This window comes from Alicyclobacillus tolerans (assembly GCF_900142255.1).
In the GTDB taxonomy this organism is placed as follows: Bacteria; Bacillota; Bacilli; order Alicyclobacillales; family Alicyclobacillaceae; genus Alicyclobacillus_I; species Alicyclobacillus_I tolerans.
In genome coordinates this window covers 37944-59524 of record NZ_FRAF01000009.1, presented here as the reverse complement: position 1 = coordinate 59524, position 21581 = coordinate 37944, and the positions used below count along the sequence as shown (strand labels likewise).

24 protein-coding genes are annotated in these 21581 nt (G+C 45.9%); 1 reads left to right on the top strand and 23 read right to left on the bottom strand.

All coding sequences use genetic code 11. The annotated features are described in order from the left end of the window. Positions 1-101 precede the first annotated feature (101 nt). Together BUA75_RS06520 and lspA are read right to left on the bottom strand one after the other, a co-directional pair. On the bottom strand, positions 102-1043 hold the full coding sequence (locus BUA75_RS06520; RefSeq protein WP_072873789.1) for an RluA family pseudouridine synthase: 942 nt from the start codon (positions 1041-1043) through the stop codon (positions 102-104). Beyond that, the gene (gene lspA, locus BUA75_RS06515) at positions 1043-1510 is read right to left on the bottom strand and encodes a signal peptidase II (protein ID WP_072873788.1); all 468 of its coding nucleotides are present in this window, start codon (positions 1508-1510) and stop codon (positions 1043-1045) included. Before lspA ends, BUA75_RS06520 begins: the two co-directional genes overlap by 1 nt. A gap of 127 nt (positions 1511-1637) precedes the next feature. Between lspA and comA the strand changes: the two genes are divergently transcribed. Further along, positions 1638-2459: a phosphosulfolactate synthase gene (gene comA, locus BUA75_RS06510; protein ID WP_072873787.1), complete on the top strand. Its 822-nt coding sequence runs from the start codon at positions 1638-1640 to the stop codon at positions 2457-2459. Here the strand turns inward: comA and BUA75_RS06505 are convergent. The 21 genes from BUA75_RS06505 to murD all read right to left on the bottom strand — a co-directional run bounded on the left by BUA75_RS06505 (position 2449) and on the right by murD (position 21455). After that, complete coding sequence (locus tag BUA75_RS06505) at positions 2449-3057, bottom strand: TraR/DksA C4-type zinc finger protein (RefSeq protein ID WP_072873786.1); 609 nt, start codon at positions 3055-3057, stop codon at positions 2449-2451. The two genes, comA and BUA75_RS06505, sit on opposite strands and share 11 nt — an antisense overlap. Positions 3058-3323: 266 nt before the next feature. Next, a complete protein-coding gene (locus BUA75_RS06500; protein ID WP_072873785.1) occupies positions 3324-3827 on the bottom strand; it encodes a DivIVA domain-containing protein in 504 nt (167 codons plus the stop codon). Positions 3828-3977: 150 nt separating this feature from the next. After that, the gene (locus BUA75_RS06495) at positions 3978-4772 is read right to left on the bottom strand and encodes a YlmH family RNA-binding protein (protein WP_072873784.1); all 795 of its coding nucleotides are present in this window, start codon (positions 4770-4772) and stop codon (positions 3978-3980) included. After that, complete coding sequence (locus tag BUA75_RS06490; RefSeq protein WP_072873783.1) at positions 4773-5060, bottom strand: YggT family protein; 288 nt, start codon at positions 5058-5060, stop codon at positions 4773-4775. Beyond that, the gene (locus BUA75_RS06485; protein WP_072873851.1) at positions 5057-5812 is read right to left on the bottom strand and encodes a YggS family pyridoxal phosphate-dependent enzyme; all 756 of its coding nucleotides are present in this window, start codon (positions 5810-5812) and stop codon (positions 5057-5059) included. The genes BUA75_RS06490 and BUA75_RS06485 overlap by 4 nt, the downstream gene beginning before the upstream one ends. Positions 5813-5877: 65 nt before the next feature. Further along, positions 5878-6693, bottom strand: coding sequence for a peptidoglycan editing factor PgeF (gene pgeF / locus BUA75_RS06480; protein WP_072873782.1), 816 nt, complete (start codon positions 6691-6693; stop codon positions 5878-5880). A gap of 53 nt (positions 6694-6746) precedes the next feature. After that, a complete protein-coding gene (locus tag BUA75_RS06475; RefSeq protein WP_072873781.1) occupies positions 6747-7040 on the bottom strand; it encodes a YlmC/YmxH family sporulation protein in 294 nt (97 codons plus the stop codon). A 67-nt stretch (positions 7041-7107) separates the two neighbouring features. After that, the gene (gene sigG / locus BUA75_RS06470) at positions 7108-7887 is read right to left on the bottom strand and encodes an RNA polymerase sporulation sigma factor SigG (protein ID WP_072873780.1); all 780 of its coding nucleotides are present in this window, start codon (positions 7885-7887) and stop codon (positions 7108-7110) included. 140 nt (positions 7888-8027) lie between these two features. After that, positions 8028-8786, bottom strand: a complete 759-nt coding sequence (gene sigE, locus BUA75_RS06465; RefSeq protein ID WP_072873779.1) for an RNA polymerase sporulation sigma factor SigE — start codon at positions 8784-8786, stop codon at positions 8028-8030. After that, complete coding sequence (gene spoIIGA, locus BUA75_RS06460) at positions 8674-9708, bottom strand: sigma-E processing peptidase SpoIIGA (protein WP_072873778.1); 1035 nt, start codon at positions 9706-9708, stop codon at positions 8674-8676. Before spoIIGA ends, sigE begins: the two co-directional genes overlap by 113 nt. A 207-nt stretch (positions 9709-9915) precedes the next feature. Beyond that, entirely contained in the window at positions 9916-11034 is a 1119-nt protein-coding gene (ftsZ, locus tag BUA75_RS06455) for a cell division protein FtsZ (protein WP_072873777.1), read from the bottom strand. Positions 11035-11175: 141 nt separating this feature from the next. Then, entirely contained in the window at positions 11176-12405 is a 1230-nt protein-coding gene (ftsA, locus tag BUA75_RS06450) for a cell division protein FtsA (RefSeq protein WP_072873776.1), read from the bottom strand. 148 nt (positions 12406-12553) lie between these two features. Then, positions 12554-12922 (bottom strand): small basic family protein, encoded by a 369-nt coding sequence (locus BUA75_RS06445; RefSeq protein WP_072873850.1) that lies wholly within the window; start codon positions 12920-12922, stop codon positions 12554-12556. Continuing rightward, positions 12922-13665 carry a DUF881 domain-containing protein gene (locus BUA75_RS06440; RefSeq protein WP_238413477.1) on the bottom strand — a complete coding sequence of 248 codons (744 nt, stop codon included), beginning with the start codon at positions 13663-13665 and terminating at the stop codon, positions 12922-12924. Before BUA75_RS06440 ends, BUA75_RS06445 begins: the two co-directional genes overlap by 1 nt. A 13-nt stretch (positions 13666-13678) precedes the next feature. After that, complete coding sequence (locus BUA75_RS06435) at positions 13679-14434, bottom strand: DUF881 domain-containing protein (RefSeq protein ID WP_072873775.1); 756 nt, start codon at positions 14432-14434, stop codon at positions 13679-13681. 24 nt (positions 14435-14458) lie between these two features. Next, entirely contained in the window at positions 14459-15223 is a 765-nt protein-coding gene (locus BUA75_RS06430; RefSeq protein WP_072873774.1) for a cell division protein FtsQ/DivIB, read from the bottom strand. Positions 15224-15268: 45 nt separating this feature from the next. Next, positions 15269-16531 carry a UDP-N-acetylglucosamine 1-carboxyvinyltransferase gene (gene murA / locus BUA75_RS06425; RefSeq protein ID WP_072873773.1) on the bottom strand — a complete coding sequence of 421 codons (1263 nt, stop codon included), beginning with the start codon at positions 16529-16531 and terminating at the stop codon, positions 15269-15271. 5 nt (positions 16532-16536) lie between these two features. Then, positions 16537-17460: a UDP-N-acetylmuramate dehydrogenase gene (murB, locus tag BUA75_RS06420; protein ID WP_072873772.1), complete on the bottom strand. Its 924-nt coding sequence runs from the start codon at positions 17458-17460 to the stop codon at positions 16537-16539. A gap of 198 nt (positions 17461-17658) precedes the next feature. Next, positions 17659-18786 (bottom strand): undecaprenyldiphospho-muramoylpentapeptide beta-N-acetylglucosaminyltransferase, encoded by a 1128-nt coding sequence (gene murG, locus BUA75_RS06415; RefSeq protein ID WP_242650257.1) that lies wholly within the window; start codon positions 18784-18786, stop codon positions 17659-17661. A 19-nt stretch (positions 18787-18805) separates the two neighbouring features. Beyond that, positions 18806-19960: a stage V sporulation protein E gene (gene spoVE, locus BUA75_RS06410; RefSeq protein ID WP_072873771.1), complete on the bottom strand. Its 1155-nt coding sequence runs from the start codon at positions 19958-19960 to the stop codon at positions 18806-18808. 118 nt (positions 19961-20078) lie between these two features. After that, complete coding sequence (murD, locus tag BUA75_RS06405; RefSeq protein WP_072873770.1) at positions 20079-21455, bottom strand: UDP-N-acetylmuramoyl-L-alanine--D-glutamate ligase; 1377 nt, start codon at positions 21453-21455, stop codon at positions 20079-20081. Positions 21456-21581 lie beyond the last annotated feature (126 nt).

Here is a 21581-nt window from a genome sequence, read left to right as displayed (position 1 = left end):
TATAATATTTATAGTAACAAAAAACAAGTTAGAATATAATTTTTTGCAATTTCTGACCAGAAATGATGAGACAAACCGTTTGCAAGTTTTATTTCTGTCTGTTATGTCTGCAAACCAAGACGTAATTCCATCAATAAACGTTCCATATCCGACGGCAATGGGGATTCAAAACGCATATGTTCACCGCTAGCAGGATGTACAAAGCCTAACTCCTTGGCATGCAGCGCCTGTCCATCAATAGGCAGCGTATGACGCGGACCATAAAGTGGATCTCCCGCTAAGGGATGCCCAATATAAGCCATGTGCACACGAATTTGATGCGTACGCCCGGTTTCCAGACGACAATCCAAGAACGTATACTGTTCGAACCGTTCTTTCACAAAGAAATGCGTAATGGCTGGTTTACCCCCAGCCACTACTGCCAGTCTCTGACGCTGTTTTGGGTCACGACCAATCGGAGCATCAATCGTTCCCTCCTGGTGTGGCAAGACACCGTGCGCAATTGCAGCGTAACTGCGCAACATGGAGTGTGCCTGTAGCTGCAAGGAAAGTTTATGATAAGCCAAATCCGATTTAGCTAAAACCAAAAGACCTGAGGTGTCTTTGTCGATCCGATGAACAACACCTGGCCGTGCTGTACCACCCAGGGCAGAGAGACGAACCCCGAGATAAAGCAAGCCATTGACCAAGGTACCGCGCGGATGCCCGGCTGCTGGGTGGACCACCAATCCACGTTGCTTATCCACAACAACCAGATGTTCATCTTCATAAACTATTTGAATGGATACAGGGTCTGGTTGCAATTCGACTGGTTCCGGCTCTGGCAATTTGATCTGATAGATATGGCCTGTTTCTACAGGATCGCTCGCTTTTACACGACTTTTGCGAGTAGTTTCGCTGATGCAGTCATGTTTGATCCACTCCTGAATTTGTGAACGAGAAATATCCATTTCTTCATCTTGCAAAACCTGTACCAGCCACTTGTCGAGACGCAAACCTTCACTCTCTGACTCAACCTGAAAATACAAAACACGATCTTCCATTACTTATCATCCTCGTGGTTAGACAGATTCTCCTTTTTCCCTTGCCAAAAAGTCCGTATAATGAGAAGAATCACACCTGCGTCAATGCAGACATCAGCCAAATTAAAAATAGGAAAATGGATGAACTGCAAATAAACATAGTCGGTTACCTTACCAATAAAAATCCTATCCGACATATTGCCAAGCGCCCCGCCAAGTACGAGGCCCAGCGCAATTCTTATGGAAGGGGAAGGCTTGTACCTAATATCAACATAAATTACGGCTGCAATGACGACAAACGCAACAAGAATAAAAAGCCAAGTGTGATGAGGGAGAATGCTAAAAGCTCCGCCTGGGTTTTGTATATAATCGAGATCGACCCAGGGAGGTAGAACGGGTACCAATTGACCAGGAGTCATATGGGAGCGAACCATCCATTTAATGAGCTGATCGAGGGCAAAAACTAACAAGGCAATTCCGTACAGCATCTGCATCATCCTCTCTGCCGCGCATGTACGGCATCAGCAAGATAGACGCCTCCTTTGGCGAATGTCAAGACCCTTTTTTATGATTTTTGCATAGTTTGAATTATCATGTCGCAGGAGGTCAGTCCACGTGATTTTATCAGAGAAGCGAGCATTTGCTCAAATCATTCAATCCCCCATCCCCAACCGAAAAGAAAAACCTCGCACGGAAGGCCTGACCATGGTCATCGACAAAGGAATGGGCACGCGGGAATTTACCGACTTGATGGAAGTCGCCTCCGCTCATTTAGATATTCTTAAATTTGGCTTTGGTTCCTCCACGCTTTATCCAGAGTCAGTTCTTCGTCAAAAATTGGATATTGCCAAACTCTATAGTGTCTTCACATGTCCAGGCGGCACTCTTGCCGAAATTGCCTATCATCAGAACGCCTTCAAAGAATATCTCCATTACTGTGTAAAACTCGGTTTCACGGCTATGGAAATTTCCGATGGCACGCTTGATATTCCTAGTGAGGACAGGTTGCGCATGATTGAGCAAGCCAAGTCCCAATTGTCGCTCGTTTTGAGCGAGGTAGGAAAAAAACTTACGCACGGTGTCGATCCGATTGCACTCGCCAAACAAGTCAAATTAGATCTTTTGGCTGGAGCAGATTATGTGGTTGTTGAAGGACGTGAAAGTGGCGAAAATGCTGGAATGTATGATGGCAGTGGCCATTTGGACGAACTTGTTTTCCAGGAGTTTTTAGCTTGTTTAAATACTTCTGAGCAACAGCGACTGATGTTTGAAGCACCTAAAAAATCACAACAGATCGATTTTATTGAACGGTTTGGAACTCAAGTTAATCTAGGTAACATTGCCCCAGCGGAAACCATTGCTCTGGAATGTCTGCGCCGCGGTCTGCGCAGCGATACATTCGCTTTTGTCAGCTTGCCGAGTGAAGTCAGCGGCTAAGTGTATCACGCCATTCTTCATTAGTTATACCATCTGTCAGCTCTGGACCGATACCTTCCAGCCAGGTCTCGTAGCCAATCGATTCTGGATCGTTGGCGCTTGGCCTGGCATTCATCTGTCCAACTGCTTGCCAACTATCTTCTCCGTCGAATCCCGTTGTGTCTTTATCATCACCTATCAAGCTACCAAAACTATGCGGAAAAACTTCTTCTTCAATTGGACGCGTCCGCCGATGATCGAGATGGTCAATTCGTTCCTGACATTGTATACATGTCAGTGCAAGCGGATACGCTTCTAAACGTTCTTCTGGAATCTCTTGCTGACAAATTGCACATTGGCCATATTCACCATTTTCTATCGCATGTAATGCCCTCTCTATTTGCAACGCATATTCAGAATTGGCTGCCCGCATACCAAGCGCCATTTCTCTATCCAATAGTTCTGTTGCTGCATCAGCTGGATGATTGTCGATCATCGATAATTCAGAAGTTTCATCCCGCTGACTGTCATTCAGACGATTTTGATTTGGATATTCCGCTCGTCCTTCCAGACTTTCTTTCAGAGCTAACAAACGTTGTCTTGCCTTTTCACGATCCATACTGCCTTCCTCCTCCAGAACAGAGTTTACAGCCAAAAGACACCTTACTCCCGCCTTCCATGCTGCCTACAGCGTGTAGTGTGGGATTCTGACGAAGAAGTATACGTAGCCCATAACAGCTTTTTCATGAGCGCCCAGGTTTTTAAATTGATGACCTATAAAAAAGGCTGTCCCTCAAGTCATCAACGATGACTTTTGGGACAGCTTTTTTATAGATTGGTTTGATTTCCAGTTCTTCCCGAAAACACAATATAAACGGATACTCTTTAAGACGTAGCTTCGCGAATTTCTAAATCCACCTTCGTCGCGTCTTTGTCAAAATCGCGCCACTCATTGGATTCCAGTAATTCCAACTGAGCTTGAATCAAAGAACGAAATCGAGCTCGAAAAATAGCAGCATGACGTTGAATCTCTTCTACTTCCATGGCCATCTTGCGCGACTTCTGGAGAGCTTCGCTAATGATTCGATCAGCGTTTTTCTCCGACTCTTTAATAATCAACTGCGCCTCTTTTTTAGCGTTGTTTTTTACTTCCTCAGCTGTTTCCTGGGCGATGATAATGGACTTGCTCAAACTTTCCTCAATATTCATAAAATGCTGCAGACGCTCATTCAATTGCTCTATTTTTTCTTCCAATTCCTTGTTAGTGCGAATCAATCCTTCATAATCTTGTATGATTCGTTCAAGAAAATCGTCTACTTCATCTTCATCATACCCACGAAAAGAACGACTAAACTCTTTATTGTGAATATCTAATGGCGACAACGGCATGATAACACCCCCGAAAACTGCATCTAATCATCAAAACACTGGAAAATTTAGCGAAACAAACATGACAGGTTATCGATTGAGTCCGCTTGTCTGTTTCGACACCAACCCACAATCTCCTTCCAAAAACGACAAATTCAACGATTTAACTTTTTAAGCCTTGTCACGCAATGTAGCAACGGACAGCCAAAGACGATTACTTTTGCTCTTCCCCGTCACCTCTCCTATTTGAATTCTGCCAAAACCTCGCACAGAAACGCGATCGCCCGCTTCCAACAGTTCTTCAGGCTTGTAGGCTACCAAACTATTGACGAATATTTGCTGACTCAAAATGGCTTCTTTTGTCTTGTTTCGTGACCAATGACACACCTCGGACACTACTGCATCGATACGACAGGAATTGACGCTAATGGATTTCCACTCGTAACTATCGCGCTCGATAAGTGGAGTTTGATACAAAAGCATTACGTCTACATTTTGCGGTCCAACCTTGTGAAGATGTTGATAGGCATACTCTGCCATGGAGGATGTCAACACAGCCGCATATCCAGTATGATCTTTCAACGAAACTACGTCACCTAATACTTTGCGCTCTATACCAAGACCAAGCAAAGAACCCAGCACAGAACGGTGTGTCAAACGTTCCTGCGGAGATATGGGACGGATGGTCAACCAGCGCAAAGAAAAATCCTCTTCCGTAGGATACCAATTTTCCGGCATGATACACGCTCGCTGCCGTTCAGCATCAGGAAAACCTCCCGAAAATTCCACCCATGCAGCTTGGCGATTGACGACACTTTGCAAAAGAAATTGCTCGCGAGGACTGAGGAAATCTGTTAACCACATCATACGCCTGTTCAATGAGCGAGATACCCACTCTTCAGCTTGACGGACAAAAGGGCGTTCACTGGGTCTAGCCCACTCTGTATCCACTTTCCCTTCTGTCATTTAAACAAGTCCTCCTAGCATATTTGACAATGCGGAAAAAATGAGTGACTGAATGACAAAATAGACAATAACAGCTACAATACTCGACCAATCCAGCAGAATACCTCCTACCTGTATAGGTCGCAATAATCTTTGAAAAGGGGCGTAATACGGCTGACTTAATTGCTGCAAAATATTAACGAGTCGATTGGCTTGAAGTTCTGGAAACCAACTGGCTACAGCGCTCGCAATCAGGACGATGAAATAAGCGGAAAATAAAAAATGAACCATTTGAACCAGCAAAGTCACCTGGATTCGCCACCCTCTGGAGTGTCTTCTAGAGAAACCAATTGTCGTCCTATTCTTAAATGTGTAGCTCCTTCTGCAATTGCCAACTCGTAATCATTCGACATGCCCATGGAAAGATATTGTAAATTTCCCCAAGACAATCTTTCTCTTTCCTCCCCTAGAAGATTGGCTAAGCCACGGAAAGTGCGGCGAATTTCAATATAATCCCTCGTCAACGGGGCCATCGTCATGAGACCCACAACGCGAAGAAATTTATAGTTTTGTAACTTTTGCAGCAAAAGGTGCAAGTTTTCTGGATGCACCCCATGTTTCTGAGGCTCTCCCGATACATTGACTTGCACAAACGCCTCCATATGCTTTCCGAGAGAAGTAAGTATTTGCTCAAATTGTTCTGCATGTTCTGCATCTTCAAGTGCATGTACAACTGAAAACGCTGATGCAATCGATTTGATTTTATTCGATTGAAGAGGACCTATAAAATGCCATCTTACTCTGGCCGCAAAAGGATGGACAAGTTTTTCACGAGCAACTTGCCAACGATTTTCCGCCATATCCTGGATGCCCAACGTTAGCAAGTGTTCAGCGAGAACTGGTGAAGCTGTTTTGGTGACCGCAATTAATCGAATATCTTCTGGATTTCTCCCAGCTGATTCAGCCGTTTTAGCAATGCGTTCACGTATGGCTGTCAAACGATTGTTCAACTCTAGGTGCTGACTTTGAGAGAAATGTAAGCGCTCATGATCGTTTTGCACCAACCGACTGCCACTCCTCAATATCCAGAATATAATTCTCAATGACAGAATAACCACTATTAGGATTATTGAGCTGATTGAATTGCAATAGCAGCCAACATTCGCCCCGTTTGTCCACGTTCTGCCCGATACGAAAAAAGAACATCTGTCCGACATGCTGTACAAACACCTGTATCTTGGATTCTCTCTGCTCGTACACCATATTTCAATAGGCTATAGCGAATGGCATGTTGCAAAGAAAGCATATAGTGACCTGGACGCTGGCTGGGAGAAAAAATTGTATCTGGAAAGGTCGGCGAGAACGCGTTACGTACACGCTCATCCACCTCATAACAGCAACGTCGTATGGAAGGTCCTAGAACAGCGTACACTTGCTGAGCTTGCGTGGCAAAATGTTGTTGCATGACTGCCAGTGTACATTGAACAATTTGTTCTGCAGTGCCTTTCCATCCTGAGTGAACCGCTGCAATCACACCAGAAATCGGATCAAACAGAAGCACAGGAACGCAGTCAGCTACTAATATGGCAAGTGCCAAATCTTTTTCAGCGGTAACTAATGCATCCGCCCCCGTTACTGCTGTATCCTGGCCAAAAGCGCCACTCCCTGCATCTTTTGCCCCCACCACCTCAACACGATGGCCATGTACTTGCTCGGCAAATACAAACTTTTCAAGAGGAATGCCAAACCTTTGCGCTACCAAACGACGATTCTCCACAACGTGATCGGGAGAGTCAGACACATGTAAACCCATATTGAGACTCTCAAAAGGCGGATGGGATACCCCACCTAAGCGAAAAGTAAAGGCAGCTTTCACGATTGCAGGAAAGATATCGGGAAAAATCCAGAACTGATGATTTCGTTGATACCAGTGACGATACATGTCTTGTCCTCCTGACAATATCATAACAAAAAACCGGCGCCTTGACTTCTCAGTCAATAGCCACCGGTTGAACGACGTACTGAATCGTGCGGAAGATAATAAGCTGTCTCATGTGCGGGACGTAAATCCACTAAAATAACGTCAGAGCCGATTTTAACAATTTGATTCCAGGGAATCACATAATCCTGGCCACCACCGACCATTCCAAAAAAGCGGCCAGCTACGGGAATAATGATGCTGTGAATTAATCCACTTTCCGGATCAATATCCAAATCGCCAATCGTCCCAAGACGTTTTCCGTCTCCTACATTGACGACATCTTTCGACTGCAAATCGGAAATACGCATTCCCGGTCGCCGCCTTCCCCTCTCTTCAAACCTTGCTTATTCATATATATGAGGGGGACTGTCAATATTACGACTGGACATGCTTATTCATTCGATGTATTGCGTTTTTTTCCAAACGAGAAACTTGAGCCTGAGAAATCCCTATTTCATCCGCCACTTCCATTTGTGTTTTTCCCTCGTAAAATCGCATGGCGAGAATTTTTTGCTCGCGTTCGGAAAGCTTATTTAACGCTTCACGCACCGCAATTTCCTCTACCCAGGAAGAATCTTTGTTTTTTTCATCATGAATCTGATCCATGACGTATATCGGATCGCCACCATCATGATAAATCGGTTCAAACATAGATACCGGGTCTTGAATAGCGTCTAATGCAAAGACTACGTCTTCTTTCGCCACCTCCATTTTTTCCGCAATTTCCTGAATGGTAGGTTCACGCAAATTCGCGTTCGTGAGAGCATCACGTACTTGCAGAGCCTTATACGCTATGTCTCTGAGCGATCGCGATACACGAATAGGATTATTGTCCCGCAAATAACGCCGAATTTCGCCAACAATCATGGGTACAGCGTAAGTTGAAAAACGCACATTTTGACTGAGATCAAAATTGTCTATCGCTTTCATGAGTCCGATACAACCTACTTGAAACAAATCATCCACATATTCGCCACGGTTGTTGAAGCGTTGAATCACTGAGAGCACCAAACGCAAGTTGCCATTAACCAGTATTTCTCTTGCTGCCAGTTCGCCGTTCTGCAAACGCGTGAACAATTCCCGCATCTCTGCATTACTAAGAACGGGCAACTGTGAAGTGTTGACTCCGCAGATTTCCACTTTGTTGCGCTTCAACCCAGTCTCCCCCTAAGATGCAATCCAAGCTACGTCCGGTTCGGGTTCGTTGATGCTGCCAACGTGATTTCAGTATTTCCCGGACCTGCAAATGTATGCACTGAAGGGTTGGACTGGCAGAACTGTAAGTCTAATTTTCCTTACATCATGCGGTTAAATTCTTTTTGCAATCGTTTTAAAATTCTTTTTTCCAACCGAGAAATATACGACTGCGAAATGCCCAGCAAGTCAGCGACATCTTTTTGAGTCATTTCTTTACCGGTTTTTAAACCAAATCGAAGTTCCATGATTTTCTTTTCGCGTTCATTCAATTTTTCCAGAGCGTCATAAAGTAACTCACGATCAACCTCGTCTTCCAGATTGCGAGTAATGGTATCACTCTCTGTTCCCAGCACATCGGAAAGCAATAATTCATTGCCATCCCAATCCACATTGAGCGGTTCGTCAAAAGAAACTTCTGAACGTAATTTGTTGTTACGACGCAAAAACATTAATATTTCATTTTCGATACAACGAGAAGCGTAAGTTGCGAGTTTGATTTTTTTGAGCGGATCAAACGTATTCACAGCTTTGATGAGACCAATGGTTCCAATTGATACTAAATCTTCAATATTCACGCCTGTATTTTCAAATTTGCGCGCAATGTAAACAACCAGTCGCAAATTTCTTTCAATCAGTAAAGAACGGGCTGCACTGTCACCTGATGGCAAGCGCAAAAGCAAAACTTCTTCTTCTTCGCGTGTAAGCGGCGGTGGTAAAGCTTCACTGCCTCCTACATAGTAAACTTCATCCGCTGTGCCGAGCAGACGGATTTTGATGCGCGTCCACAAAAGACGCAGGCGAATGCGCAAGCGCAGCAGTTCCGAACGTGTTAGAAACCATCTCTTCAATGCGTTCATCTCCTGATAAAATTTGCGGATTCAAAATCGCTTGAAACGTTCCTTCACGGCTGAGTTCTGCAACCGAGAGCGCCAACCACGGAATCTGCGGAACAGATAATTTCTCCCCGTTACAAACGACATACAATGCGTCCGGACGCAGACAAAGTGCAAGATTAGATTGACCACCAGCCACACGATAGGGAACTAACGCAAACGCGAGAGTACCCGCTTCATGGTCGCCAAGCGCTGCTAGCGCGTTGACAGGGTCTTGTCCGGCTTGTAAGGCTGCTGAAAGAGGGGAAGGCAATACAGATTGCAAGAGTTTGTAATCCATAAAACAAACAGGTTGACGAGTAACTGGATCGGACAAGTGATTTCCTGTGTCAAGCAAAGCTTGAAAGGAAAAATCTTGTCCCTGAACAGTAACTTGCATACTCAGCACATGCATGCTTGCCAATTTCCAAGTACGAATTCGTTGAATCGTATGTTGCACAAGTCCAATAGACACTGGCACCGCTACGAGCAAGGCAAGAATGGTTCCACTAGTGCCAAATGCTATTCCACGGTTGGTGATGACGGTACCCGATGCCAGCGAGACACCCGGAACTGCAAAATGCAACGCAAGCGCAGCACCAGCCATCAAAAAAGTGACAAAATACAGTCCCAAACAACTACGAGCTAAGTCAAACCAGTTACGCCTGCCAATTCCAATCCAAACCATCAGCAGTGAAGCTAAAACTTTACCCAACAACGATGTTGTAAACGATAGAGAAGGAATAAACAGGAACAGTGAATAAAATGCGCCAAACAACGCGCCAAGGAGCAGCCGTTTCCAACGCACCGGTCGTCGGATGACAAATAACGTCATCCATAAAAGGACGCCATCCATCACAAAGTTCAATAGCCAAACTATGTCTAGATAAATGACAGGAATGGCCACATCCGTCACCTCGACTTGTGATGTGACCCAGTATACTTTAGGTCTATTAAAAAAAATGTCGGAACATGATTGAAGAAAGAAAGAAAGTTTTGTCGAATGGATGAGGATATTTAAAATTGAAAAAGACCGCCGTTTGGCGGTCATGAGAAGTTGGATAAGAAAACTTACTTAAAGGTAAACAAAATGAGAGTGGACATTGAGGACCCATTAACGGTCCCGACCTATTTTACCTTCACGACGGCGAATAAAAGCTGGTACATCCCAACCGTTGCTCGATGGAGGAATATTGCTGCTTGTAGCAGCAATGTCGGAAAGCGCACTCGAGGGACGGGGAGAATTCTCACGCAGTTGATGAGAGGTTTGAGCACTAGCGTGATTTTCAAAACCTGTGGCAATCACCGTAACAATAATTTCGTCATCTAATTCCGGATCAATAGCCGCACCAAAAATCATATTGACATCAGGATCAGCTGTTGTAGAAACAATATCTGCCGCTTCATTAACTTCCCAGAGACTGAGATTCGTACCACCAGCTACGTGCATGAGTACTCCTCGAGCACCATCAATTGAGGTTTCTAAAAGCGGACTGGAAATTGCTTTTTTGGCAGCCTCTGTTGCCCGATTTTCCCCAGAAGCAATTCCTATTCCCATCAAAGCAGAACCACGCTCCGTCATAATGGCTTTGACATCGGCAAAGTCGACATTGATGAGCGCAGGAGTAGCAATCAAATCAGAAATACCGGATACACCTTGACGCAACACGTTATCTGCTTCTCGGAAAGCTTCCAGTACCGGCGTATTGCGATCTACGATTTCCAAAAGACGATCGTTCGGAATGACAATAAGCGTATCTACTTTTTCTTTTAACTGCGAAACACCTTGCTCTGCCTGCATCATACGTTTTTTTTGCTCAAAGCGGAAAGGCTTTGTTACCACGCCAACGGTAAGAGCGCCCAGTTCTTTAGCAATCTCGGCAATAACAGGCGCGGCGCCAGTTCCAGTACCGCCTCCCATACCTGCGGTAACAAACACCATATCCGCCCCACGTAAAGCGTTAGCCAAATGCTCTCTGCTTTCTTCTGCAGCTTTCTTTCCAATTTCCGGATTAGCACCCGCACCGAGGCCGCGCGTCAATTTTTCTCCAATCTGCAATCGCGTTTCTGCCTTAGCAAGCTTTAGCGCCTGAGCATCCGTGTTGACGACAATAAATTCTACACCTTTCACACCTGACTCAATCATTCGATTTACAGCATTGCAACCGCCACCGCCAACACCAATGACTTTAATATTGGCAAGCGCATCCGTCTCAAAATCAAATTCCAGCATGCCTGCTCCTCCTCGCTTCGGAGGCCATCTCCTCAGGAGACCAGACCCCTCGCTTCGCGTTGTAGAAAGTCATCTACTTTCTACGCCATAGTTTTGATAATCTTGGTATTTTAAAAAGCATTGAATTGAATGAATAGCTTATTAAATAAAATCGCGCCACCAATCTTTAATACGCGCCATTAAACCACCGCCTGTCCGAACCGGACGGGAAGCAGTGCCCGCTTCCGCAGGTTGTGAACGAAAATGCGAACGCATAGCATAAGAAAGAATACCTACCCCGTTGATAAACGACGGATCGCGTACACCAAGATACTCAGGCACAGCTACACGAACAGGAGCATTCAACTCTTCTGACGCTAATTTTCCCGCACCTGGCATGGCCATAACTCCACCATGGAAAACATACCCGCCTGGCAATTCATGGCTGTATCCTAATTTTTCAACTTCCTTGCGAACCAATGCAAAAATTTCCTGCATACGCGGCTCTATAATAGTTGCCAAATCGTACTGTGTAAACTGCACTTCCTGATTGCTACCCATGCGTGGAACGCGAAATTGTTCATGATCGGAAGCCTCTGCAACCAATGCGCAAGCATGCTGCAATTTGACCTGCTCGGCGGCTGTAGTCTGTGTGCGCAACCCAATGGCAATGTCATGTGTGACATAATCGCCACCCATTGGAATAATGCTGGTTCCTGCCAAAATACCATTATCAAAAATAGACACTGTTGTTGCCCCAGCTCCTACATCTACCAGTGCTACACCGAGCTTTCGCTCATCAGATGTCAGAGCTACATGACTGGCTGCCAAAGGCAGTAGAACAAGATTTGCTACCTCGATACCGGCGCGTTCCACACAGCGAACGACATTATGGATAGCCGTACGGCTGCCTGTAATCAGATAGGCGTCTACCTCCAGACGTACACCAAGCATACCACGCGGATCGACAATTCCTCGCAAACCATCGACAATATATTCTTTAGCTACAACATCGATAATTTCCCGTTCTGGCGGCAATGCAATAACACGCGCCTGTTGCAATACCCGTTCAATATCCTCTTCACCAATTTCTCGATCTACAGAGGACACAGCAACAACGCCATGACTGGATTGCAACTGAATATGATTACCAGAAACTCCAACATACGCCGCTGCAATATGGATGCCAACCATGCGCTCCGCATGTTCGACCGCTTCGCGAATGGACTCAACTGTCAAATCTATATCAACAATGGAACCGTGGCGAATCCCTTCGCCTTCTGCGGAACCGACTCCTATTACATTCAAGCTGTTTCCATTCGACTCTCCTATAATCGCGCGAACTTTTGAAGTGCCAATATCTAAACTAACAATATAATCTCCTTTGGCCAAACGTGGCACCTCCTGAGAGCCGTAGACTGCATCTCATTTCTCATTCAACATATTTTCCGACAATCCTCTATCATTGAAAAACTTTTTCAATGGTTTCTTCAGCAATATTAGGTAATTTACCTAATCATACCATCTTTAAGTTGTACGTTCATGATGTCGTATTGAACCGCCGCCGACGTTTGGCGCGAATTTGCGTAACCACCAAACGGCGAATGACAGCGATATTTTGAAAAAGTCGAACACCAAAAGCTACAACTGCGGCCAGATATAAATCTACGCCCAGTTGCACACCAATGAAAGCAAGCAATGCTGCCACAAAGATATTGGTAAAAAATCCGGTGAGAAAAACAACATCGTCAAACGTTTTCTCTAAGTTCGCACGAATACCTCCGAATACGGTGTCGAGAGCAGCAAGAATGGCAATGGACAAATAACTGGAATACTCTACAGGAATTGTCCAATTGGACACCAGTCCAACCGCGGCTCCAATCAACAAACCTAAAATCGGCAACCAAATCATGAGCCTGTAACCTCCTTCGCCCAAGTTCCTGGGAGCGGTCCGGTATAAGCTGGTACTGTCAAAGCGTTTTTTCCTGTATACGCCTTGACAATAAACGCCTCACCCATCGCCTCCATATATGCCTGCAAATTGTATACAGACAAAGTGGCTTTCATATCGTCCACATTACCAATCGCAGTAATGACATATGGCATAGCAACAGGATGCGTGTTGATTTGCAGACCCCCCAGACCATCAAGTCCAATGACCAAACGAATGGAGGAGGTAGTCACCAGTCTCTGTCCATTAATAGAAATTGCACTAGCACCATTGGAGAAAAGATAGTTGACAATCAACTGAATCCACTGATCGGATTCTTTATAGAAGTCTCCTGCAAACTGTGGATCAAAGGGCAAGTTTGGATCGTTTTCAATCGTAATCGTAATACCTGGACCCGAAAAAGGGGCCGTCCCTGCTTCTTCCGCCAATGTATGGGCGTCTGCCGCCAACGCCGCTTTCATTTCTTGCTTGCTTCCTTCTGCTGCCCTGTATTCAGCAATCTGCGCAGCTTCTTTAGAAATCTCCTCTTCCAAAATCCGATGCTCTTGCGCCTGTTCGGTGAGTTGAGTCTGGACGCTCACATAATTATTCGAAGATGATTTGGACGATCCCGATAGATTTGAAGTAATCTGAACCGTCAGGGCAAATCCCAACAAAGCTGCGACGCCAGTGCTTGTCCAAGTCATGGTAGAAATCTTCACAATTGAAACTCCCTCATGTACCGTTATTGGAAAGGCTGGGAATAGCTTCATTTAGACTATAGGTAGGACTTCCAGGTAAAGAACCTGTGTACGCTGACATGACAATCTTCTGTTTGATTTGCGGAACGGTCACGTTTAACCCTTGCATACGCAGCACATCCAGAATACCGCCTTGAATATCAAGTGCTGATTTAAGCGTCTCCGGATCGCCAATCGCCTCAATCGTGAAAGGCGCTCCTAAGCGATGATTGTTCACACGTACAACAGGCCCGCTGCAAAAAACACCGCTCGTAGCCACCACACGATAACCGTTAATAGAAACGGCTTCCGCACCAGCTGTAAATAACTCATTGATAACACTGCGCACATTCCAATCATGAGTCAAAATTTGCTCGACATCTGAACCATTTGAAGCTCCATCGGAGAGCGTGACACTGATGCCGGGCCCCTCCACTGCTGTAATGCCAGCTAAAATGCGTTCGTCGGTCAGGCGCTGTTGAAAGGCTGTCATGGCTTTGTCCGATCCCGATGAAACCCGTTCAAACTGATTCAATTCGTCATTCAGCTGTGTCAATTCCTGTTCTGCGGCTTGGTTGCTTGCTTTCAGATTCTTGAGTTCCGTCAGCGTGTGTGTATCTACCGTTCCTCGCAAATAACCTAACCCGAGCGCCGCTGTGGCGGACGTTTGGCGATATTGCACACCAATCATCAAACCGAGCACCGTGGAAACGGCTGTCAGAGAAAGAGCTAATTTTGCACGAGTATGCATACTTTCATCCTTTCGGATCGCTCTTTAAGGCTGGTGAAGAGAAAACGGAGTGTATTGATAGGGCGGTGGACCCGTCAAATTCACAATTCCCGGAGCAAATCCTTTACTTGAAAAATAGGCAACAGCCTCGCGAATCTTTGGCAATATCGAAGTGAATTGAGAGATATCCGTCATTGCCACATAACCATTGTCAAAATACACTTGTAATGTGCCGTCAGAAGAAACATGGAGTTCTGAAATGTCCACCAATTGATTTACAGATACACCGGACAGTTGCCGACAAAGCTCTGAAACTTGAGGCGAAATGTATTGCCCGATTTGAGGCAAACGATTCTCTTCCGTTACAAGTGGAAAAGCAGTAGCCTCAGAGGAATTTGTGGATTGGTAAACCACACCATCATTAAGTAAATTATAGAAATGGCCATTTGCCATGTAAACAGCCACCACATGTTTTTCAGTAAGATTGAGTGTTGCTGTACCTGTCCACCAGTCCATATGCAGATTGACATTTTGAACTAAATCCAATTTCCTGATAATGTTCTTTTTTACGCTGGACGCACTTACATTCCACAGCGAAATTCCCTTTGTTAAATCGGAAGCAGCAATGACTTCATGGGTTGGAATCCCACGATTTCCTACAACAACAATCTTACGTAAACGCGTGATGGGGGACTCTAGCACCACAATCAGACCTAAAAAAACAAAGAAAGCAAAAACAATTTTTCGATTGCGAGACTTGCGACGCAACCGCAGCGTTTGATCGGACAATCGAGTATGCGGACGCCCCAAAAGCTTGTCCCTCCATTGGAAAGGCGGCCACAGGCCGCCTGTTGCCTAACAATTGAGCTCAAGACGCTCAATGGACGCTCCCAGTTGCGCCAATTGTTGATGCAAAGATTCATAACCGCGATCGATATGACGAAGACCCCGAATCTCTGTTTCACCTTCCGCTGCCAAAGCAGCTACCACAAGCGCAGCACCACCGCGCAAATCACTTGCTTCCACAGTAGCTCCACTCAATCGGGATACGCCACGAATGACTGCCGTACGCATATCGACACGGATATCCGCGCCCATTCTCAATAGTTCATCCACATGTTTAAATCGAGCTTCAAAAACATTTTCCCGCAAAATACTAGTTCCCTTGGCCAATGTGAGCATACTCATGAATGGCGCCTGTAAATCCGTAGGAAAACCAGGATAGGGTTCAGTGCGCATATCGACAGGACGGATAGCGTCTGCACGCTTGCAGGTTATTATATCATGCTCGGAATACACACGTAACCCAGACTCCTGTAATTTTCCTAAAACAGCCAACAGGTGATTAGCATCCGCATTTCGCAATACAACCTCTCCACCCGTAATGGCGGCAGCCATAAGCAGTGTGCCTGTTACGATTCGATCGGGAATCACCGTATGTTCTCCATCATGCAGATGATGAACGCCAGAGATAACGATCCGATGTTCACCAGCTCCGCGGATTTTCGCTCCACAGGCATTCAAAAAACGAGCGAGATCGACAATTTCTGGTTCTCTGGCAGCATTTTCAATAATGGTTTCTCCATCTGCGAGTGCTGCAGCCATCATAAGATTTTCTGTTGCCCCTACACTAGGAAAATCGAGAGACAATAGATTACCGTATAGGCGATGGGATGTGCAGCGAATAAAACCATGTTGTTCTTCTACTTTGGCTCCAAGCTGGCGAATTCCCCGCAAATGATAATCGATGGGGCGCTGGCCAATGACACATCCCCCGGGCTTGGAAAGTCGAACATCACCAAATCTGGCCAGCAACGGACCCATTAAAAAAATAGAGGAGCGCATGCGTTGCATTAAGTCTTCAGGAACGTCGGTTGAAGAGACATTTGTTGCATCGATTTCCACCGTCCCCGGCTCTATCCATTCAGCGCGCGCACCTAAACGTTGTAAAATTTCCAGCATGACCTGTACATCCTGCAAATTTGGCACATCATGCAGTCTAGTCACACCACGAACCATCAGCGAAGCTGCTAATATGGGCAAGGCGGCGTTTTTGGCGCCGTAAATGCGCGTCTCACCCTGTAATACTCTGCCACCTTGAATACGATACACGTCCATGGCTGTCACCTCCCTGAGGTGTGTTCTCCCATAATGCGCACCTCAGTTTCCAACTGAATTCCATATCTTTTAGCCACAGTCTCTTTTGCATGGTCAATCAGCCAGAGGACATCTACAGCTCGAGCACTGCCGAGATTGACAATAAAGTTGGCGTGTTTCTCAGAAATTTGAGCATCATGGTGGCGTAATCCTTTTAAACCAGCTGCTTCTAAAAGACGTGCCGAGTAGTCACCCTCCGGGTTGCGAAAAACGGACCCACAGTTAGGCTGGGATAATGGCTGGGTGGCAGCGCGCTTTTGCGACCATTTTTTAATGCGTTGGGATATTTCTTCCTTGTCTCCCCTGTTTAACGCAAAACCAGCACGTACTACAATGCCCGGACAGTCTTTCAGAATACTGTATCGGTAGGAAAAGCGAAGCGCGTCCTTGTTGTATCGACGCAATTCACCATTTTCGTCAAGCACGTCGGCAAATTCTAAAATATTGGCTACTTCGCTACCATGAGCTCCAGCGTTCATCATGACCGCGCCGCCTACCGTTCCTGGTATTCCAGTGGCAAATTCCAGGCCAGCCAAACCGTGCTTAACAGCAATACCTGCAGCAGAAACAATAGAACGTCCAGCAAGTGCAGTCAGTCGTTCTTCATGTACGGAGATATCACTGAATTTATCGTGCATTTTGATGACCAAACCGCGAATGCCACCATCAAGAACGAGCAAATTTGACCCCCGACCAATCACTGTCACTGGCAATTCAAGACGCCGGGCAGTTCTGACCAGTTCTTGCAGTTCTATCAAGCTTTCTGGTTCCGCAAAAAAATCGGCAGGCCCGCCAATTCTCCATGTCGTATGGCGAATGAGTGGTTCATCCGCACGAATTTGTGAAATCCCAACTTTCTTCAACTCGGCGAGCAACCCTTCTCTGTTCATGACAACCTCCACCTGCTAACGACTATTGCCCATGCAAAAGTTCGTATCGCATCCTATGCAGTCCCTATGAAAGGGTGAAAAAAAACTGCCCAGATATCGGGCAGCCTTGAATGATCCGATTCGCGCCCAATTCATTGCAGAGTATACTCTGCAAAACGGGCATCTGTAAATGAACGAAGAATCGCTAACTGAATCTAGTTATGATTGTGAGTAGGCGGTTTCCTGAACAACCTGCACCAGTTTTTCTACTGCATCTGGAATTGCACAGGAAAGCAACGCCTCATGCGCTCGTTGCCAAGGTTCAGATTTTAGATAAGATTGAATGGCAAGCCACAGCTTGGCAGATGTCAATTCTTTTTCCAACAGAATTGTCCCTCCACCGCGATCTGTCAAAAAACGTGCGTTAACCTCTTGATGATTGGCAGTGACATAGGGAGATGGTATAAACACTGCCGGAATACCGAGAGAAGCAATTTCAGCCACCGTTCCCGCACCAGCGCGAGTGACAACCACATCCATTTGCGGTAATAGGGCCGGCATATCATCGACAAAAGGAACGAGCAACAAGTTATCTGGCTGATTTTCCATTTTCACAAAGTTGTGCTCACCCGTTACCACAATCATTTGCAAATTAGGCTTGCCAGCCAAAAATTCACGCGCCATCTCAAGGACTACACGATTGACCGTTTCAGCACCGCGACTACCGCAAAAAACGAGAATGTGTTTATAGCCAGGTCTTAGTTGGTAGCGCTTGCGGGCTGCTTCTTTGGCTGCTTCATCCGCCTGGCGAATTTCACTGGCTCGTGGATGGCCAGTCCAAACTACCCGTCTGGCTCGAGGAAATTTTTTTATGGTTTCTTCCATGGCCACAGCCACAACATCTGCCCGCCTGGCGCAAAGCAAATTTGTCAATCCCGGAAATGCATTACCTTCCCAAACAACACTTGGCTTACGCAATCGATGAGCAGCAAAAATCACTGGCAGAGTGACATATCCACCAGTGCCCAATACTACATCCGGTTTAAATCGACGTATCACTTGCAGAGATTCTCTATACCCACGCCATGTGATCCAGGCAGTTTGAAGTGCCGCAGCTGAAATTTCTCGTTTGAGACCCGCTGCCTGTATGACAGTAAAGGGTAGCCCCGCATGAGCAACGATGTTTTTTTCCAGCCCTTTTTCGGTACCTATATACAGCACCTCATCCAGTTCACCGCGTCGCTCCAGCTCACGAGCAATAGAAATCGCCGGATAGATATGTCCACCTGTCCCTCCACCTGTCAACAGCAAGCGCAAATCTGACACGCCCCCCACCTTGAAATTCATCGATACTAGTTATACTTATTCATTTGGCATCATTCATCTTAATTTTTGCAGGATAAACAGCTTGTCTGGAAATATTTAATAATATGCCTATTCCGGTCAACATCAGTGTCAATGACGAGCCTCCATAAGAAAGCAGAGGAAGCGTTATGCCTGTTGCCGGAATACTGCCTGTAACTACACCGATGTTAATCAATACTTGTACAGCAACCATACTGGTAATTCCAGTTGCAAGCAAGGTGCCAAATATGTCTGTCGCATATAAAGCGATACGAAATCCTCGCCAAACTAATACACCGAACAAAAACAGCACCGTAAGCGCTCCAAGAAAACCTAACTCTTCACCCAGGATAGAAAAAATAAAATCTGTTTGCGGTTCTGGCAGATAAAGAAATTTTTGATGACTATTCCCGAGTCCAAGTCCCAATAATCCTCCCGAACCAATAGCATAGAGCGACTGAATAATTTGATATCCTTCTTTCAAAGGATATTTCCATGGATCCAAGAAAGCCGTCACCCTGTCCAATCGATACGGAGCGGCAGCCACCAAACCAGCAAACGCTGCTAACCCTGCTCCACCTAGCATGCCTAGATGACGCATACGAGCACCAGCCACAAAAAGCATGAGAATCGCTGTTCCCATAATAACAACCGATTGACCGAGATCAGGCTCTAGCATAATTAATCCTACAGCCATGAGCGCGATTAGCAATGGAGGTAATAATCCACGACGAAACGATGACATCCGATCGCCATAATCCGTCAGCAAATGGGCAAGAAAGAGTATCAAGGCTAGTTTAGCAAACTCAGAAGGCTGAATACCGAACGAACCAATACCCAGCCACGCCCGAGAACCTCCACGTACCGCACCAATCCCGGGGATAAGCACAGCACCAAGAAACACAAAAGAAAGAACGGCAATTTTGGGCGCAAGGGAACGAAGTCGATGATAGTCAAAATCAGATAGCCAAAACATAGCTGCAATTCCTAAAAGCGCCCAGAGAAGCTGTCTCTTGGCATAGAAGAATGGATCGTGAAACTTTGCTGCTGACACGACAGATGAGGCACTATGTACCATCATAATCCCGAGACTCAAAAGAAGCAGCGTGACCAGAACGATGGTACGGTCCAGACTGTCTGATGTACGTTCTACCGAGTGAACTTGAGCTTGCAACACAGGCCATTTCCCCTCACTCCCGACGGGTACAAACACAATGACTCACTTTGTACCTGTCCTTCTGTGAAAGCCGTGCCAGTCAATGAAATACTGGCTGCACAGCTGTCCAAACATGACCCTATAATTTATGCACAAGCTCTTTGAACATGCTTCCCCGTTCTTCGAAAGACGAGAACATATCCCAGGAAGCCGCGGCTGGTGACAACAATACGACTTCACCCGGCTTGGCATGCGTTGCCGCCGTTTCTAATGCCTGCTCCAAATTTTCTACCAAATTGCAGTCTATTTGATGCTCGTGCAAAAAATCGTAAAGTCGTTGTCCGCATTCCCCATAAATGACAGCCATGCGAACTGTGCCTTGCAAAAATGGCTGCAGTGGAGAAAAGTCATCCATTCGCTCTAATCCGCCAGCTATCCAGACTACCGACTTGCCCATACTCTGGAAAGCCATCAAAGACGCTTTAGCGGCTTGCGGATTGGTCGATTTTGAATCGTTATAATAATGGACACCGGAAACATCCCGTACCCATTCCAAGCGATGTTCAACACCTCGAAAACTTCGCAACACGCTAGCCATGACCGTTGGAGTGACACCAAATTGTGCTGCAGCGGCAATGGCTGCCAAGGCATTCTCGCGATTGTGAAGGCCAGGCAGCAAAATATCATCTTCCGGTATAACCTGCGTGACTTGCCCTTCTTTGCGAATACAAATGACACCATGATCGAGATAAACTCCATCCTGTGCAAGCGGTAGTCGCGAAAAGGGGAAAATCTTTGCGGCCAGACGCACTGCTCCCGCACGTAATTCTGGTTGGTCAAAATTTAGAATCGCCACATCGTTTGCGTCCAGATTGCTAAACAATTTCCACTTTGCTGCCGCGTAAGCTTCCCGTGTCCCATGATAGTCGAGATGTGCACTGTACAAATTCAGAAAAACTGCCACATGGGGATGAAAGCGTTCCGTTCCAAGCAATTGAAAAGACGAAACTTCAAGTACCAGCGGCTGTTGAGGACATACCGTATCTACTACACTCGCCACAGGAATGCCAATATTTCCTGCAACCACTGGCTGCAAACCTGCTTGCGAGAGCATTTCTCCAATCAGACTCGTGGTTGTTGTTTTTCCGTTGGATCCGGTCACGGCTACTATAGGCGAATGTATATACCATGAAGCGACTTCAATATCGGTGTAAATAGGAATTGACCGCCGTTCAGCTTCCGCTACAATTGGCACATGGTAAGGTATGCCTGGATTTTTCACAATAAAATCATAGTCGTTATCCAACAACGACAGAGGATGGTCGCCACAAACGACGCGACATCCCCTGTCTTCTAATTCTTGCACGATTGAACCACATTCTTCGCGTGACTTTTTTTCATTTAAAGTTACGTCGTAACCGTTATTGAGCAAAAGTCCAGCGACTGCTGCCCCGCTACGTGCCATGCCAAGGACCAGAACCTTGGGTTGGCTGCGCTTGTTTTGGGAGGTCTCCATGATCTGATTCAGCCACCTTTTAAGAATAAACCCGTTACCAGTTTACTTGCTTAAAGACAGTTTATTCCCGCTCTTCATCCAAACAAACCTTATGCGCTTTGAAATGCCAACTCTCCTGTCTGCTTT